At 74.7% G+C, this 14,913-nt stretch carries 14 protein-coding genes; 9 read left to right on the top strand and 5 right to left on the bottom strand.

The window, feature by feature from the left end; genetic code table 11:
* Positions 1-269 precede the first annotated feature (269 nt).
* The gene (locus VKA29_RS36260) at positions 270-2,954 is read right to left on the bottom strand and encodes an ATP-binding protein (protein ID WP_324790334.1); all 2,685 of its coding nucleotides are present in this window, start codon (positions 2,952-2,954) and stop codon (positions 270-272) included.
* Positions 2,955-3,547: 593 nt separating this feature from the next.
* On the opposite strand from VKA29_RS36260, the gene VKA29_RS36265 reads away from it, so the two are divergent.
* The gene (locus tag VKA29_RS36265) at positions 3,548-4,675 is read left to right on the top strand and encodes a DUF2510 domain-containing protein (RefSeq protein ID WP_324790335.1); all 1,128 of its coding nucleotides are present in this window, start codon (positions 3,548-3,550) and stop codon (positions 4,673-4,675) included.
* 137 nt (positions 4,676-4,812) lie between these two features.
* On the opposite strand, the gene VKA29_RS36270 is transcribed toward VKA29_RS36265, so the two are convergent.
* Positions 4,813-5,427: a TetR/AcrR family transcriptional regulator gene (locus VKA29_RS36270; protein ID WP_324790336.1), complete on the bottom strand. Its 615-nt coding sequence runs from the start codon at positions 5,425-5,427 to the stop codon at positions 4,813-4,815.
* Between the two features lie 245 nt (positions 5,428-5,672).
* Between VKA29_RS36270 and VKA29_RS36275 the strand changes: the two genes are divergently transcribed.
* Both VKA29_RS36275 and VKA29_RS36280 read left to right on the top strand, forming a co-directional pair.
* The gene (locus tag VKA29_RS36275; protein WP_324790337.1) at positions 5,673-6,569 is read left to right on the top strand and encodes a phosphatase PAP2 family protein; all 897 of its coding nucleotides are present in this window, start codon (positions 5,673-5,675) and stop codon (positions 6,567-6,569) included.
* Positions 6,566-7,501 carry a DMT family transporter gene (locus tag VKA29_RS36280; protein WP_324790338.1) on the top strand — a complete coding sequence of 312 codons (936 nt, stop codon included), beginning with the start codon at positions 6,566-6,568 and terminating at the stop codon, positions 7,499-7,501. Before VKA29_RS36275 ends, VKA29_RS36280 begins: the two co-directional genes overlap by 4 nt.
* 273 nt (positions 7,502-7,774) lie before the next feature.
* Here VKA29_RS36280 and VKA29_RS36285 read toward each other — a convergent pair whose 3' ends face one another.
* Positions 7,775-8,629, bottom strand: a complete 855-nt coding sequence (locus tag VKA29_RS36285) for a phospholipid scramblase-related protein (protein WP_324790339.1) — start codon at positions 8,627-8,629, stop codon at positions 7,775-7,777.
* A 149-nt stretch (positions 8,630-8,778) separates the two neighbouring features.
* Positions 8,779-9,000 (bottom strand): hypothetical protein, encoded by a 222-nt coding sequence (locus tag VKA29_RS37100; RefSeq protein WP_420718646.1) that lies wholly within the window; start codon positions 8,998-9,000, stop codon positions 8,779-8,781.
* A gap of 13 nt (positions 9,001-9,013) precedes the next feature.
* Between VKA29_RS37100 and VKA29_RS37105 the strand changes: the two genes are divergently transcribed.
* From VKA29_RS37105 to VKA29_RS36320, 6 genes are all read left to right on the top strand, one after another.
* Complete coding sequence (locus VKA29_RS37105; protein WP_420718648.1) at positions 9,014-9,433, top strand: SCO4225 family membrane protein; 420 nt, start codon at positions 9,014-9,016, stop codon at positions 9,431-9,433.
* A 157-nt stretch (positions 9,434-9,590) separates the two neighbouring features.
* A complete protein-coding gene (locus tag VKA29_RS36300; protein WP_324790341.1) occupies positions 9,591-10,028 on the top strand; it encodes an archease in 438 nt (145 codons plus the stop codon).
* 52 nt (positions 10,029-10,080) lie between these two features.
* Positions 10,081-11,505, top strand: coding sequence for an RtcB family protein (locus VKA29_RS36305; RefSeq protein ID WP_324790342.1), 1,425 nt, complete (start codon positions 10,081-10,083; stop codon positions 11,503-11,505).
* Between the two features lie 258 nt (positions 11,506-11,763).
* Positions 11,764-11,988, top strand: a complete 225-nt coding sequence (locus VKA29_RS36310) for a DUF1918 domain-containing protein (RefSeq protein ID WP_324790343.1) — start codon at positions 11,764-11,766, stop codon at positions 11,986-11,988.
* A gap of 389 nt (positions 11,989-12,377) precedes the next feature.
* Entirely contained in the window at positions 12,378-12,809 is a 432-nt protein-coding gene (locus VKA29_RS36315; protein WP_324790344.1) for a DUF2267 domain-containing protein, read from the top strand.
* Between the two features lie 111 nt (positions 12,810-12,920).
* A complete protein-coding gene (locus tag VKA29_RS36320) occupies positions 12,921-13,397 on the top strand; it encodes an Hsp20/alpha crystallin family protein (protein ID WP_324790345.1) in 477 nt (158 codons plus the stop codon).
* A 170-nt stretch (positions 13,398-13,567) separates the two neighbouring features.
* Here the strand turns inward: VKA29_RS36320 and VKA29_RS36325 are convergent, their stop codons facing one another.
* Positions 13,568-14,902, bottom strand: a complete 1,335-nt coding sequence (locus tag VKA29_RS36325) for a phosphoribosyltransferase family protein (protein WP_324790346.1) — start codon at positions 14,900-14,902, stop codon at positions 13,568-13,570.
* Positions 14,903-14,913 lie beyond the last annotated feature (11 nt).

Genomic DNA, 14,913 nt, shown 5'->3' on the forward strand with positions numbered 1-14,913 from the left:
GCACCGGCACATCGGGTGCACCGGGGATGCACCGACTGCACCGGGGCTCACGATGTGCACCGGGCACCTCGGGGGCGCCGGGCGCGTCCGGCCCGCGACCCGGCGGGCACGAGCAGCCGACCGGCGCCACCTGCCGATCGGCGCCACCTGCCGATCGGCCGATCGGCCGGCCGCCGGCCGTCGGCCCGGCGCGAGCGCGGCAGGCGGTCTGCGGCCCTGGCGGGCGCGGGCGGCCGTCGTCGCCGGGCGGCCGTCGGCCGCCTCGTGGCCTACCGCGGTTCCCGGGCGGCGCGCAGCGCCTCGCGTGCCCGGGCCGCCAGGCCGTCCGCGCCGCAGGAACGCGCCAGCGCCAGGCCCCGGTCGAGTTCGGCGGCCGAGCGGGCGGCGATGCCGTGCTCGACCCGGGCCGCGGCGTGCTCGTACTGGCAGGGCGAGGCCTCCAGGTAGGCGACGGCCTGCGCGGCCAGCCGCACCGCGGGCTGGCCGGTCTCCAGCGCGGCGGCGCAGCGCAGGGCCTCTCCTACGGCGGTGTCCGTGCCGAAGCGCTCGGCCCGCCTGCGGGCGTCGGCGACGAGCCGCCCGGCCCGTGCCGGGTCCTCGGCGGCCAGGACGCGGGCGAGGTCGAGGGCCCAGGGGACGGCCACCGGGTTGTGGTGGCCGCGCGCGGCGGCCGCCTTCTCGGCCTCCTCCAACTCGTTGACACCGTCCTTGACGCGGCCGACGGCCAGCAGCAGCCGGCCGCGCACCGACCGCGGGTCGGGCATCACGACGGTGGACGGGTAGGGCGGCGCGAAACCGTGCCGCTCGGCGACCGCCCAGGCCTCGTCGACATGGCCGCGGGCGAGCAGGACGTCGACGAGGTTGCAGGTCGCGTTCCAGTACAGCGGCAGGCCGCGGCCGACGCGTTCGGCCAGGCGCAGCGACTCGCGCAGGGACGCCTCGGCCTCGCGGAGCCGGCCGCGCCTGCGGTACCCGAGTCCGAGGTGGGCGTGGGCGAGGGCCAGGTGGCCGCCGCTCCAGCCGGCCGACTCGTAGGCGCGCACCGCTTCGTTGCAGAGACTCTCGGCGCGGTCCAGGCGGTCGGTGTAGGCGTAGGAGCTGGCGAGCATCAGCAGCGGCTCGACGCCCCACTCGGTGTCGGTCCAGCCGAGTCCCGGGGCGAGGCGGCCGTTGACCAGGGAGCGGTCGCACAGGCCGACGACCTCCTCGGCGTTCTCGCCCTGGAGCAGGGCGTCGAAGCCGCGCAGCATCAGCACGGCGCGTTCGGAGTTGTTGCGGCCGGCGCAGCCCCGGGCGAGCGCGGCGAGGCGCGCGGAGCGGCCGGGCGGGCCCGCCTCGCCCGCGTGGACGCCCTCCCACATGTACTGCACGGCCTGCAGCCGGGTCCTGGCGGGGCCCTCCGGGTGCCGGGCGGCCTCGGCCTCGACGGTGCGAACGGCCTCGTCCAGCTGGCCGTTGTGGAGCATGGCCTGGGAGAGCCGGCAGACGGCGTCGACGCGCGCGTCGCCCTCCAGTCCCGGCAGGGCGAGCGCGGACCGCAGGTGCTCGACGGTCCTGGCGGGCGCGGTCAGCAGGGTGGCGCAGCCGAGTTCGTACAGCACGCGCGCGTGGACGGCGGGGGCGGGCGGCTCCCGCAGGGCGCGCTCGAGGCAGCGGCGGGCGGCGTCGGGGGCGCCGACGGCGAGGTGTTCGTGAGCGGCCTCGCGCAACTGCTCGACGAGTTCCTGGTCGTCGTCCGGGTGCACCAGGAGGAGGTGACGGGACGCCGCGGCGGGGCCCAGCCCGGAGTCGGTGACGACCTGGGCGGCGATGCCGTGCATGGCGGTGCGCAGGGCGTCGGGGATGGACTGGTAGACGGCGCTCGCTATCAGCGGGTGGACGAACTCCAGTTCGCCGGCGTCGGCCTGTGGATCGGCGGGGTCGGTCCCGGTCAGGATGCGGGCGCCGCGCAGCAGTTCGGCGCAGCGCAGCGCGTCCTCGCGGTTCAGGGTGGCGAGGCGGGCGACCAGGTCGACGGAGATGCCGGTGCCGAGGATCGCGGCCGCCCAGGCGAACCGGGTGGCGTCGATGCCGAGCCCTTCGAGGCGGGCGACGAGGCCGCCGCCGCGCGAGGTGCGGTTCAGGGCGCGCAGTTCGGCCGCCGCGTTCTCGGTCGGCTCCAGCTCGCTGTCCTGCACCTTGGCGAGGAGTTCGACGGTCTCGTAGGGGTTGCCGCCGGTGACCGCCCACACCTCGCGGCAGAACGGGTCGTCGGCGTGGCTGCCCAGTGTGGCGCGGGTGAGCCCCGCGGTGGCGTCCGGGGTGAGCGCCCTCAGGGTGGTGACGGGGTGGTCCGCCGCGGCGGCGACGGCGTCGAGGTGGCGGGCGCTCGCGCCGCCGGTCACGCCGGGGCGGCGGGCGACGACGACCAGCACGGACAGGTCGTCGAGGCGTTCGGCGAACGCGGCGAGCCAGCGCAGCGTCTCCTCGTCGGCCCAGTGCGCGTCGTCGATCAGCAGCACGAGCGGCCAGTGGCGCCGGGCGAGCCGGCGCACCGCGGCGACCAGGCCGTCGCACACGCCCTGCGGGTCGGCCTGGTGCTCGCCGGGTTCCGCCATCCCGAGCGCGGGGGCCGCGACGTCGTACCAGTCGCCGAGGTACTCGTGGGCCTCCTCGGGCATCAGCGACACCAGCGCGGGCTGCAGCAACTGCCGTACGACGTTGTAGGGGACGGAGCCGAGGGTCTCGCCGCCGCGGGCCGCCCACACCGTGCAGCGACGCTGTTCGGCGATGCGGCGGGCCTCGGCGAGCAGGGCGGTCTTGCCGAAGCCGGCCTCGCCCCTGATCACCAGGAGGCTGCCCGCGGACGACTCGTCGGCGCAGAGGGTGTCGATCGCCCGCGTGACGGCGGCGACCTCCTCTTCGCGCTCCCACAGGGAAGCCGAGGCGGCCTCTGGGGGCCGGCCCTCCGTCATCCCGCTACCTCCCCGAGTCGCCCGGACGACGTACTGAACCCGAGAGTAGCCGTCCGCATGCCGAACCGGAGACCGGTCCGGCCGGATGTTGCCAGGACGGCCCACGAGAGGTGGAGGCGGGCGGCGTGGGACACCCAACGGCCTTTGCCCGCGGTTTCCCTGACAGTCACTCACCCATTGCCCGGGCCGTACGGCGTCACCCGCGCCCGGGGCGGGCCGCGGGCGCGGGCGCCTGCCGGACGGGCCACGGACGCGGGCGCCCGGCCGGACGGGCCGCTGACGCACACCAGTCCGGACGGCCACGGAGGCGGACGCACACACGGCCGGACGGCCACGGAGGCGGACGCACACACGGCCGGACGGCCACGGAGGCGGACGCACACGCGGCCGGACGGGCCACGGACGCGGGCGCGGTCGTCGGCCGGACGGCCGAGGTTCGCCTCCGCGCCGTCCGCGGCGGCGTGCGTCCAGGTGGCCGGAACACGCCCCTGGGACCCGGCCCGACGTCCTCGCCGACGCCGCGAACGCGGCGGAACCGTCCGGAGGGCGGATCCTCTCATCCCCCTTTCACCGACGCCTCATACGGTGGGGGCATGACGCAGGTGACTCCTCCCGGGTGGTACCCCGATCCCGGGCAGACAAGTGAGGGTCCCGCCAGCGAGCGCTGGTGGGACGGCAAGGCATGGACGGACCGGACCCGCCCCGCGGGCACGGCCGCCGTATGGGGTCCCCCGGCGCAGGATCCCGCGGGCGGGGCGCATCCGGCCACTCAGGCGGCCCTTCCCGGCCAGCCCGGCCGGCCCGCATATCCCGTGTATCCCGGCTACCCCGGGTATCAGGGCCAACCGGGCTACCCGGCCCAACCGGGCTACCCGGCCCAACCGGGCTACCCGAGCCAACCGGGCTACCCGGGTTATCCCGCCCAGCCTCCGGCCGCCCCGCGGCGCGGCGCGCGCACGGGCATAGCCGTCGCGGTCGCCGTGGTGGTCCTCGCGAGCATAGGCGTGGGCGTGTACGCGCTGTCCGACGGCGGCGACTCGGGCGGCACCGGCGCCGGCGCGGCGCAGGGGCCGGGCGGCCAGGGCGGTCCCGGCGGCCAGGAAGGCCCGGGCGGCCCCGGTGGTCCCGGCGGGTCCGGCGGTTCGGGCGGGTCCGAGTCGCCCGGACCTGGACAGTCCGAGGCGCCGAAGATCGAGAGCGGGTCGGTGACCGACGCGATCAGCGGCATCAGCATCCCGATCCCGGACGGCTGGTACGGCCAGCAGATCACCGCGGGCGCGCAGGTGACGTCCAACGACTCCTACAAGTGCCCCGGCGACACCTCCGCGACCTGCACCAAGGGCGGCGCCTACTCGGCGCCGGCCGAGGCGCTCGGCACCGCGGGCAGCACGGCCGAGGCGGTCGCGAAGGCCGACATCGAGAAGAACGCCGAGGAGTCCTACGGCGGCAAGAGCTACGGCTCGATCACCGCGCACGACGTGCTGGCGTCCAAGGCCGTCACCGTGGCCGGGCAGAAGGGCTACCTGGTCCGCTGGAAGGCGGTCACCAGCAAGGGCGCCGACGGCTACGTCGAGTCGCTCGCGTTCCCGTCGCCCGCGAACCCCTCCCGGATCGTCGTGGTCCGCTTCGGTGTGGACGTCGGCGAGAAGCAGTCCGTCATCGACGACATCACCAAGGGCATCGAGGTGTCGACCGGCAGCGGCAACGGCCAGAACGTCTGAGCCGGGGATCAGCCGGGTGGGGCGCCTCTCCGCTCAAGAGGAACCCCACCCGGCCGGGGGGTGCGCGCCGCCCCCGTCCCCACGGTGCGGCGCGAGCAGGCCACCGTCCTGTCATCCCACGGACGGCGGCCTGGGTCTCAGGTCAGTCCCAGCGCCGGCAGCACGGCGGCCTCCACGAACCGCACCAGGTAGTCCGGGTCGGCGTACTTGCCCTCCAGGACCGGGCGGACGCGCAGGACACCGAAGATCTGCGTCGGCACGAACTCCAGCGCCGGGTGGTCGGCGGCGATCTCGCCCCGGTCGACGCCGCGCCGCAGGATGTTCCTGAGCGCGGTGATCTCCGGGTCGACCAGCGCCTCGCGCAGCGCCCGCTGCAGTTCCCGGTCCTGCGTGACGGCGTGGCCGAGCGCCTGGAGCAGCCGGGTGTCCTTGCCCGTCCAGTCCCCCGCGGCCCGCGCGGCCAGCCGCAGGTCCTCGGCGAGCGAGCCGGAGTCGATGCCGGCGAAGCGCACCTTGCGGGACGCGCGCAGCGCCGCCGCGACGAACTGCGGCTTGGTCTTCCACTGCCGGTAGAGCGTGGACTTGCTGCAGCGGGTGGTCGCGGCGATGCCCTCCATGGTCACGGCGTCGTACCCGCACTCGCGGATCTGCTCGAGGACGGCGTCGTAGAACTCCCGCTCACGCTCCGGCGTGATCTTGGAGCGGCGCGAGGCGGTGACCGACTCCGGTCCCTCCGCGGCCTGCGACGTCATCTCTCGTCTCCTCGCTCGTGTCCGGCGGCGGGGAATACCGCGGTCCGGTGTGGCGTATGTCTATCGATACGCCAGTGTACCGGTACACCCGCGTATCGGTACACTGCCGTATCGGTACACCAACGTATCGGTACACTGCCGTATCGATACGTGGGCGTCCCGATGACGCACTGATGAGTCCCGGCCATGAGCCGAGTCTCCTCTCGCAAGCAGCACACACACCACGTCAGCGAAGGGGCCGGGGGATGGATGCGCGCACCGAGCCTGCACAGGTGGCGCCGGCGGCCGTGACGCGCCCGCCGCTCGTCCGCGAGATCCTGCTCGTCGCGGGGCTCTTCCTCGTCTACAAGGCCGGCCGGCAACTGGCGGCCGGTCACACGGCCGAGGCCTACCGCAACGCGGACCGCGTGTGGGACCTGGAGCGGGCGGTCCAGCTGCCCGGCGAGGGCGCCGTCCAGTCCCTGCTGCTGCACGGCGACGGCCTCCCCCAGATCGCGAACACCTACTACGCGACCGTCCACTTCCCCGCCACCGCGGCCTTCCTGGTCTGGCTCTACCTGCGGCGTCCGGCGCACTACGTCTGGGCCCGCCGCGTCCTGGCCGCGGTCACCGCGGCGGCCCTGGTGCTGCACCTCGGGTTTCCGCTCGCCCCGCCGCGCATGCTCGCGGCGACCGGCCTGGTCGACACCGGGCACGTGTACGGGCCCTCGGTGTACGGGCCGCCGCGCACCGACCACCTGTCGAACCAGTTCGCGGCGATGCCGTCGCTGCACTTCGGCTGGGCCCTGATGGTGGCGGTCGGCCTGATCCTGGTGACCCGGTCACGCCTGCGATGGCTGTGGCTGCTGCATCCGCTGGTGACGCTGCTGGTGATCGTCGGCACGGCGAACCACTACTGGCTGGACGCGCTCGCGGCGACGGCGCTGCTCGGCGTCGCCCTCGCGGCCATCCGTCCGCCGCACCGGACGGCGACGACCGCCGACGACGGGCGCGCGAGGCCCGTACCGGCCCAGGCATCCGCCGCCGGGGGCGCCGGTAGCACCGAGGACGTCAGCGAGTTCGAGGACTCCAAGGACCCCGAGGACTCGTTCGAGGACTCCAAAGACCCCGAGGACGCCCCCCTGGTCGGAGCGGGCCGATGAGCGCCGCCGTCCTCGCCCTCCTGCTGTCGCTGGTCTCCGCCGTCGCCTACGCGTCCGCCGCGGTGGCCCAGGAACGGCTGGCCTCCCGCCGCTCCGGGTCAGGTGCCCTGCGGCTCCTGGGCTCGGGCGCCTGGTGGTGCTCGGTCGCGCTCAACGGCGCCGGGGCGCTGCTGCACGTCGTCGCCCTGCGGTACGGCCCGCTGACCGTGGTGCAGCCGCTCGGTGCGCTCACCCTGGTCGCGGCGGTGCCCCTCGGCGCGCGGATCGCCGGGCGGCGGGTCAGCGCGGCGGAGTGGCGGGGCACCGCCTGCACGCTGGCGGGCCTCGGGGCCATCCTCGTCGTGGCGTCCGGGCCCGCGCCCGACGACGTGCTGAGCCTGCCGGAGGCGCTGGCGGTGGCGGGGACGACGGCGGCGCTGACAGGTCTGCTGGCCCGGCCCGGCGCCCGGCCCGGCCTGCGGCACGCGACCGCGTCCGGCTTCGCCTCCGGGGTGGCCTCGGCGCTCACCCAGACCGTGACGGTGGCCGCGGCCGGCGGGTCCGGCGCGCTGCCGGTCTGGCAGGCGGTCGGGGTGGCGCTGCTGGTGGCGGCGTTCGCGACGGGCGGACTGCTGCTGTCGCAGACCGCATACCGGGGCGGCCTGGGCGCCCCGCTCGCCGTGGTGACGCTGGCCAACCCGGTGGCCGCCGCGGTGATCGGGCTCCTCCTGCTCGGCGAGCGGCTGCGGGCCGGCCCGGCGGGCGTGCTCCTCGCCCTGGCGGGAGCGGGCCTCGCGTCCTGGGGCGTGCTGCTGCTCAGCCGGGCGACACCCGAGGCAGCCGATGACGACCACCCGGTCGCCGCGGTGCTCGCACTGCAGCCGGAGACCGCCTCGGTGGAACCGGCACTGGTCCCCCGGCAACCGGGACGAGGGCACCTCACACCCCTGTGACGGCTGTGCCTGCCTCGGCCGGAAAGCCCCGGCCGCCCGCGCGAAGCTGCCCCGACCGGGGCGAAGGCCGTCGTGGTGCCGGGCATCGCCCGTCACCGCCACGGTGCCGCACGGCCGTCCGTCCGGGAGCGTGTCCGCCTGGTGCGGCGCCCGGCGGAGAAGCCCCTCACCACGCCGTGCGGAGGAAGCCCCTCACCGCACCGTACGGAGGAGCCCCTCACCGAGCCGTGCGGAGGAAGCCCGCACGGCGCCGCCCGGACGGTCGTACCGGGCTCAGCCGAAACCGCGCGAGTCCTGCTTGAGCGCCGTGTCGACGGTGAGCGCCGTCGCGACGACGAGGCTCAGCAGCGGCTCGGGCAGCTGGTAGTGGATCTGCAGGACGTAGTTGTCCGCGGTCGTGAACATCGTCTTGGCGAGGCCCTCCCAGGTCTTGGTGATCCGGGCGACCTCGTTGTCCGCGTGGTCGACGATCGCGAAGTTCCAGGCGCGCCAGTTCTCCGCCTTGATCGCGCCGACCTTCTGGCCGTTCACGTTCATGGCGAAATTGATCTTGCCGATCATGTTCTGCTGGACGATCTCACCGACCGGCGAGCCGTCCGGACGCGACACGATCACCCGCGACTTGAAGAACTTCGCGGGCCGGGTCAGCAGCAGCTGCGGCTGTCCGTAGGCGTCGCGGATCTCCAGCTTGTGGGTCATGAACTGGTCGAGGCTGGAGACGAAGCGCAGGACCTTCTTCAGCGCGCTCTGTCCCACCTGGGTGACCGAGCCGATCTGGTTGCCGTTCTGATCCATGACCTTGTACTCGTTGGTCAGTTCGATCAGCTTGGCCTTCTGGTTGACCACCAGGACCGGCTCGGTGAACAGGGTGCCGCCGCCGGGGCCGCCCGCGGCGACCCCGGCCTGCTGCTGCACCTGACGCTGTACGCGGGGGTCGGGACCCGCTGCCTGCTGGGGCACCTGGTGTGGCGCCTGCTGGAGCACCTGCTGGGCGGCCGGGGCCTGTTGGGCGCCCGGGTCCGGGCTGGTGTGCTGGGTCCACTGGGCGCCGTCCCAGTAACGGAGCGTCCGGGGCGCTCCGTGCGGATCCGGATACCAGCCTGCAGGAGTGTTCGAATGCGTGGTCACCGGGGCACACTATCCCGTCCGTACCGGCACCTGGCCAGCCCCGCCCGCACCCCATTCATCACCCTTTACTCCGCGATGACGGCCGGTCACCCGGTGATGACGGCCGGGTCGTCGACCCCGGGGTACTCGTTCTCGTCATGTCCGACGAATCACCACAAGAAGCCTGAAGTCGGGCTCAGCACCGGGGACCTGTAGCCGACGGCGCTCAAGTACCGGCCCGGCACGGGAGTCACCGCGCGATGTCGAAGCGGGCGGCGTGGGACCTCGTCCGAGAGCTTCCGGCACCTGGCGCTCTCCGCCGAGCGCAGCGCCGCCTCGGTCGGGTCGAGCTTCGAACTGGCGGACCGGGCAAGGACCTTCAGACCCCGCAAGCCGGAGACGTCGCTGACGTCACGGTGCAGCGGAACGGGCTCGCGTCGTCGTCGGACGGGGCCGCGTAGCGGACGGAGCCGTTCTCCAAGGTCGGCTCCGTGGGGGCCGAGGCGAGGGCGAGACCCTGCGACCCAGGGTGGGCGTCGGCCGCGCGACGCCTTCGGCGTCGTCGGCCGCGTCTGCCTCCTCGGCTGTGCCGCCCTGCTGGTGTGGGCGTTCGCGGTGAGCGTGACCGACGACTCGGGTGAGTCCATGGCGGCCGTCATCCCCCTCTTCGCCACCGCCCCGGCGAGTCTGGTGCTGCTCGTCCTCCCGGACGGCGCCGGGATGCTCGTCGCCGCCGTCGTCTTCGGAGCGCTGGTGAACGCGGCGGTCATCGGCTGGTGCAGCCGCGCGCCGAGCCGCGGCGACCGCCCGGGCTCCGCGCCCTGAGGGCCGGGCGGACCGGCGCCGCCTCCCGGACCGGTGCCGTCCCGGCGCGCGCTGTGGGGAGTATGCCGATACAACGGACGTGTCCGCACCAACGACGGACGCGCCCGCGGAACGACGGACGTGTCCGCACCGTCGACCGTGCCGGGGAGGACGTCCGGTGCCCCCTGCCGAGCCCGAGCCGTCATCGCGCGGCCACCGGAGCCTTCCGCACACCGGCGATCTGCGCGTGGAGGCGTGGGCGCCGACCCGCGAGGAGTGCATCGCCGAGGCGGTGCGCGGCGTGGTGGGCAGTTTCGCCGACCTGCCCGCCGCCGCCCCCGGCGTCACCCGGGAGTGCGCGGTGTCGGCCGAGGACGACGCGCACGTGCTGGCCGCCGTGCTGGAGGAGGTCGTCTACCGCATGGACGCGGCGGGTGAGCTTCCCGCGGAGGTCGTCGTCGTACCGGCCCGGAGCGGTGTGCGCGTGCGTTTCACGATGATCGACAGCCGGGCGGCCACGCAGACCGGGGCCGTGCCCAAGGCGGTCGCCCTGCACGGGCTCTCGCTGGCCCAGGGGTCGCACGGGTGGGCCTGCCGTGTGACGTTGGATGTGTGACGCCCGTCCCGGTGTCCGGCGCCGGGGCGAAACGCCGAGGAACGGCACCGACATGGACATCCAACTGACCGCGGAGGGCCCCTGGCGGTTCCGGATCGAACGGACCGGCGCCATGCGGGTCCCCGGCGTCGTCTGCGCCCCGCGCGAGCTGCTGCCCGCCGAACCCCATGACCAGGCGTTGCAGCAGGTCGCCAACGTGGCCACGCTCCCCGGCATCGTGCGTGCCTCGTACGCCATGCCCGACATCCACTGGGGCTACGGCTTCCCGATCGGCGGTGTGGCCGCCACCGACATCGCCTCCGGCGGCGTCGTCTCGCCCGGCGGAGTGGGCTTCGACATCTCCTGCGGGGTGCGCCTGCTCGCCGCGGGCGTGAGCCGCTCCGTCCTGCTGCCCCGGCTGCCCGACCTGATGGACCGGCTGGACCCGGTCGTCCCGCGCGGCCTCGGCCGCGGGGGCCTGTGGCAGCCGGCCGGCCGGACCCAGTTGCACGAGGTGCTGCGCGGCGGCGCCCGGTACGCGGTCGAGCGGGGCCACGGCGTGCGGCGCGACCTGGAGCGGTGCGAGGACCGCGGCGCCGTGGACGACGCCGATGTCACCCAGGTCGGCGAGCGCGCCCTGGAGCGCGGCGCCGGGCAGCTGGGCAGCCTGGGCTCGGCCAATCACTTCCTGGAGATCCAGACCGTGGACGCGGTGTACGACGAGGCGTGCGCGCGGGCCTTCGAGCTGCGCCCGGGCCAGGTGTACGTGATGATCCACTGCGGCTCGCGCGGGCTGGGCCACCAGATCTGCGCCGACCACGTACGGACCATGGACGCGGTGATGCGCCGCCACGGCATCGAGGTGCCCGATCCGCAGCTGGCCTGCGCGCCCGTGGACTCGGCCGAGGGCCGCGCCTACCTGGGCGCGATGGCCGCGGCCGCCAACTACGCCCGGGCCAACCGCCACCTGCTGGCCGACGCCGCCCGCAAGGTGTTCCGCGAGGTCACCGGCGAGGGCCTGGACCTGATCTACGACGTCTCGCACAACCTGGCCGAGCTGGAGACCCACCCTGCCGACGGGGGGCGGCGGCCGCTGTGCGTGCACCGCAAGGGCGCCACTCGCGCCCTTCCGCCGGGCCACCCCGCCCTGCCCGAGGCCCTGCGCCCCTTCGGCCAGCCGGTGTTCGTGCCCGGCACGATGGGCACCGCCTCGTACGTCATGACCGGCGTGCCCGGCAACGACGCGTTCGACTCCTGCTGCCACGGCGCGGGCCGCCTCTGGAGCCGGCATCGCGCGGTGCGCGAGGTCACCGTCCGGCAGTTGCGCGGCGAGCTGGCCGGTGCGGGGGTCGCGATCCGCCCGGCCTCCTGGCGCAGCGTCGCCGAGGAGGCGCCCGAGGCGTACAAGGACGTCGACGCGGTCGTCCGGGCGGGCGAGCACAACGGCCTGGGCCGGCTGGTCGCGCGCCTGGTGCCGCTGGGCGTGCTCAAGGGCTGAGGCCCTGGCCGGAGCGGGCGGCCGGTGGTGGCGGCCGCGCGGCCGTCCGGCGCGTGGGCAGCCCGGAGCGGGCGGCCCGGAGCGGTCGTCCGGGCCCGGGCGGGGCAGGGTGTGCCCGCGTACGCTGGAAAGTGGGCGTGCCGGTTCCGGGCGCCGACGGCGGCCCCGGAAGAGGGTGAGCCGTTCGACACCCCTGACACGCGCTCTCCCGGCGCCGACGGCGTCGGAGAGACGGACAACAGGCGGAGGGAGCACCCCATGCGCGCACACGTCGGAGACTGGATCGTGGTGGAGTCCCTGCATCTGGGCGGGCAGCGCCGCCGGGGACAGATCGTGCGCCTCGAGCATCCGGACGGCACACCGCCGTACGTCGTGCGCTGGACGGACGACGGCCGGGAGACCGTCTTCTTCCCCGGACCCGAGGCCCACCTCGAATTCGTGGGCGAACACACCGCGCGCGGGCACGTTTCCCACGAAGCGTGACGCGTGACGCGACCGGATCGGATCGGCCGGCAGCGCCGGGGAACGCGTCGACTGCCGTGCGGCGCTGCGGCTGCCGACCGGTCGGCTCCGACCTAGCATGGAGCCCATGGGGCGGGGAAGAGCGGCCGCCGAGCGGGCCCCCTGCCGCGCGTCGCGGCGCCGCCGGACAGGGGCCGCCGTACCCCGCCACTCCTGAACGAGCCGACTGCCGACCGCGCCGACCGCTGCCCACGCGAAGGCGTCACCACCCGAAGGCTTCCGAACCCGAAGGCGTCCGAACCCGAAGGCGTCCGGACCTGACGGCGTCCGGACCTGACGGCGTCCCCACGTGCGGGCGCCGCCGTACCGACCGGCGCACGGCAGCCATGGACAGACCGGAAGGGAAGACCATGCCCGCCACTCACCATCCCGACTTCGAGCACGCCATCCACACCGCGAACATCTGGCTGAAAGCGGTGTCGGAAGCGCTGGGAACCGAGGACCGCCATCTCGCCCACCGGGTGCTGCGCACCTGGCTGCACACGCTCCGCGACCGGGTCACCGTCGATGTCGCCGCCCACTTCGCCGCCCAGCTCCCGGAACTGCTGCGGGGCGCCTACTACGACGGCTGGGACCCCAGCATCGTGCCGATCAAGTACGACCGCGAGGGCTACGTCAACCGCTTCGTCCAGGAGGCGAAGGTCGCCGCCGAGGACGTGCCCCGGATCGTTCCCGCGGTCACGGCCGTGGTGCGGGGGCACGTCTCCACCGGGCACCTGGAGGCGGTACTGGAACAACTCCCGCACGACGTCCGCGCGCTGTTCCTCCAGCCCGCGGGCTGACCGCCGGCGCGGGAGGCCGCGGGGCGGCGCGGTGTCCGAGTCGCCCGGCGCGGTGGAGACGCGCAGCATGGAGTTGACCCGATTGCCGCCGTTTCGCGGAGGTGAACCGCGATGACCCTGCCCGTACACCACCAGCATGGCCGGCTCCTGGAACGCCCCTTCCCCACCGTGGGCTGGAGCGAGCCGATCGCCGCCGAGTTCGGTGACCTCTTCGAGCGGATGAACCGCTTCCTGGAGGCCGCCGGCGCCGCGCCCGCCGCCACCGTCTTCTCCCCGCCGGCCGATCTGCGGGAAACCGACGACGCCTACTTCGTCGAGGCGGAACTGCCCGGCATCGAGCGTGACGACATCGACGTCGAACTCGGCGAGCGGGAACTGTGCATCGCCGGCGAGTACCGGGAGCAGGAGCGTGAAGGTGTGCTGCGGCGCAGCACCCGGCGCTCGGGACGCTTCGAGTACCGGGTTCTGCTGCCGGCCGACGTCAAGGAGGAGGAGGTCACCGCGACGCTGGCCGACGGGGTGCTGACGGTCGTCGTCCCCAAGTCCCAGGGGGCCAGGTCCAAGCACATCGAGATCAACCAGGCCTGAGACACACCGACGCCCGCGGTCGCGGACGGGTCGCCCCGTTCCGCGGCCGCGGGCGCTGTCCGTTCCGCGGCAGCAGGCGCCGTCGTTCGCCGGAACGGTCGGGGACGGCCCCCCTGGGAAAGGGGTCGAGGACGGCCCCCTGGGCAAGGAGTGCGTCGGCTGCGCCGATCTCAGGACCGGGTCGCCGCGTGGGTGACCGGAACCATGTGGTCGGCGAACCAGTCACGGGCCAGTTCGGTGACCTTCTCCAGAGCTCCCGGTTCCTCGAAGAGGTGAGTGGCGCCGGGGACGACCGCGAGCCGGTTCTCGCAGTGCAGCCGGGACTGCGCGTCGCGGTTCAGGTCGAGGACCAGCTCGTCGTGGCCTCCGACGATGAGCAGCGTGGGCGCCGTCACCGCGGGCAGCCGCGGCCCGGCCAGGTCGGGCCTGCCGCCCCGGGAAACGACCGCCGCGACCCGCGCGCCGGGCTGACCGGCCGCCCACAACGCGGCGGCGGCGCCGGTGCTGGCCCCGAAGTAGCCGATGGCCAGGCCCTCGCACTCGGGCTGCCCGCGCAGCCAGCCGGTGGCGTCCGCCAGACGCTGCGCCAGCAGGCCGGTGTCGAAGACGTTGGCCCGGTTGATCTCCTCCTGCTCGGTGAGCAGGTCGAACAGCAGGGTGCCCAGCCCGGCCCGGTTCAGCCCGGCCGCGACGAACCGGTTGCGCGGGCTGTGCCGGCTGCTGCCGCTGCCGTGCGCGAACAGCACCACCCCGCTCGCGCCGTCGGGCACCGTCAGCTGCCCGCGCAGCACCGCCCCGCCGGCCTGGACGTCCGCCTCCCGGTCTTCGGGCAGGGCGTGATGCGGCTCGGTGCGGCGCGTGCTCACCGGGTGGTCGACCGCCTCTTCCAGGCAGGCGACGACCTCGTCGTCGTCGGTCTGGGAGAAGTCGGCGTAGAACTCGCCGATCGCGAAGAAGCTCCTGGGGGTGTACGGGCACACCAGCTCGTCGGCGTCGCCGCCCAGCCGGGCGGTCCAGTCGTGCGGCGCCACGGGGACCGCCAGCACGATCCGCGCGGCCCCGCGGGCGCGTGCGATCCGGCAGGCCGCGCGCGCCGTCGACCCGGTGGCGACCCCGTCGTCGACCACCACCACCGTGCGGCCCCGGAGGTCGGCCGACTCCCGTCCGCCCCGGTAGTGCCGGGCACGGCTCTGCAGCACCTCCCGCTCCCGGGCCTCGACCCGGGCCAGATCTTCGGCGGTGACCCTCCCCATGCGCACCACGTCATCGTTGATCACGCGTACGCCGCCCTCGCCGATCGCTCCCATTCCCAGCTCCGGCTGGAACGGCACGCCCAGCTTGCGCACCAGGCACACGTCCAGCGGCGCGCCGAGCGCCCCGGCCACCTCCGCTGCGACCGGGACCCCGCCCCGGGGCAGGCCCAGCACCACCACCTCGGTGCCCTTGAGGTGGGCCAGCCGGGCGGCCAGCCGCCGGCCGGCGTCACGACGATCCAGATAGAACACGATGCGACCTC

This window comes from Streptomyces sp. H51, from assembly GCF_035656535.1.
Lineage (GTDB): Bacteria > Actinomycetota > Actinomycetes > Streptomycetales > Streptomycetaceae > Streptomyces.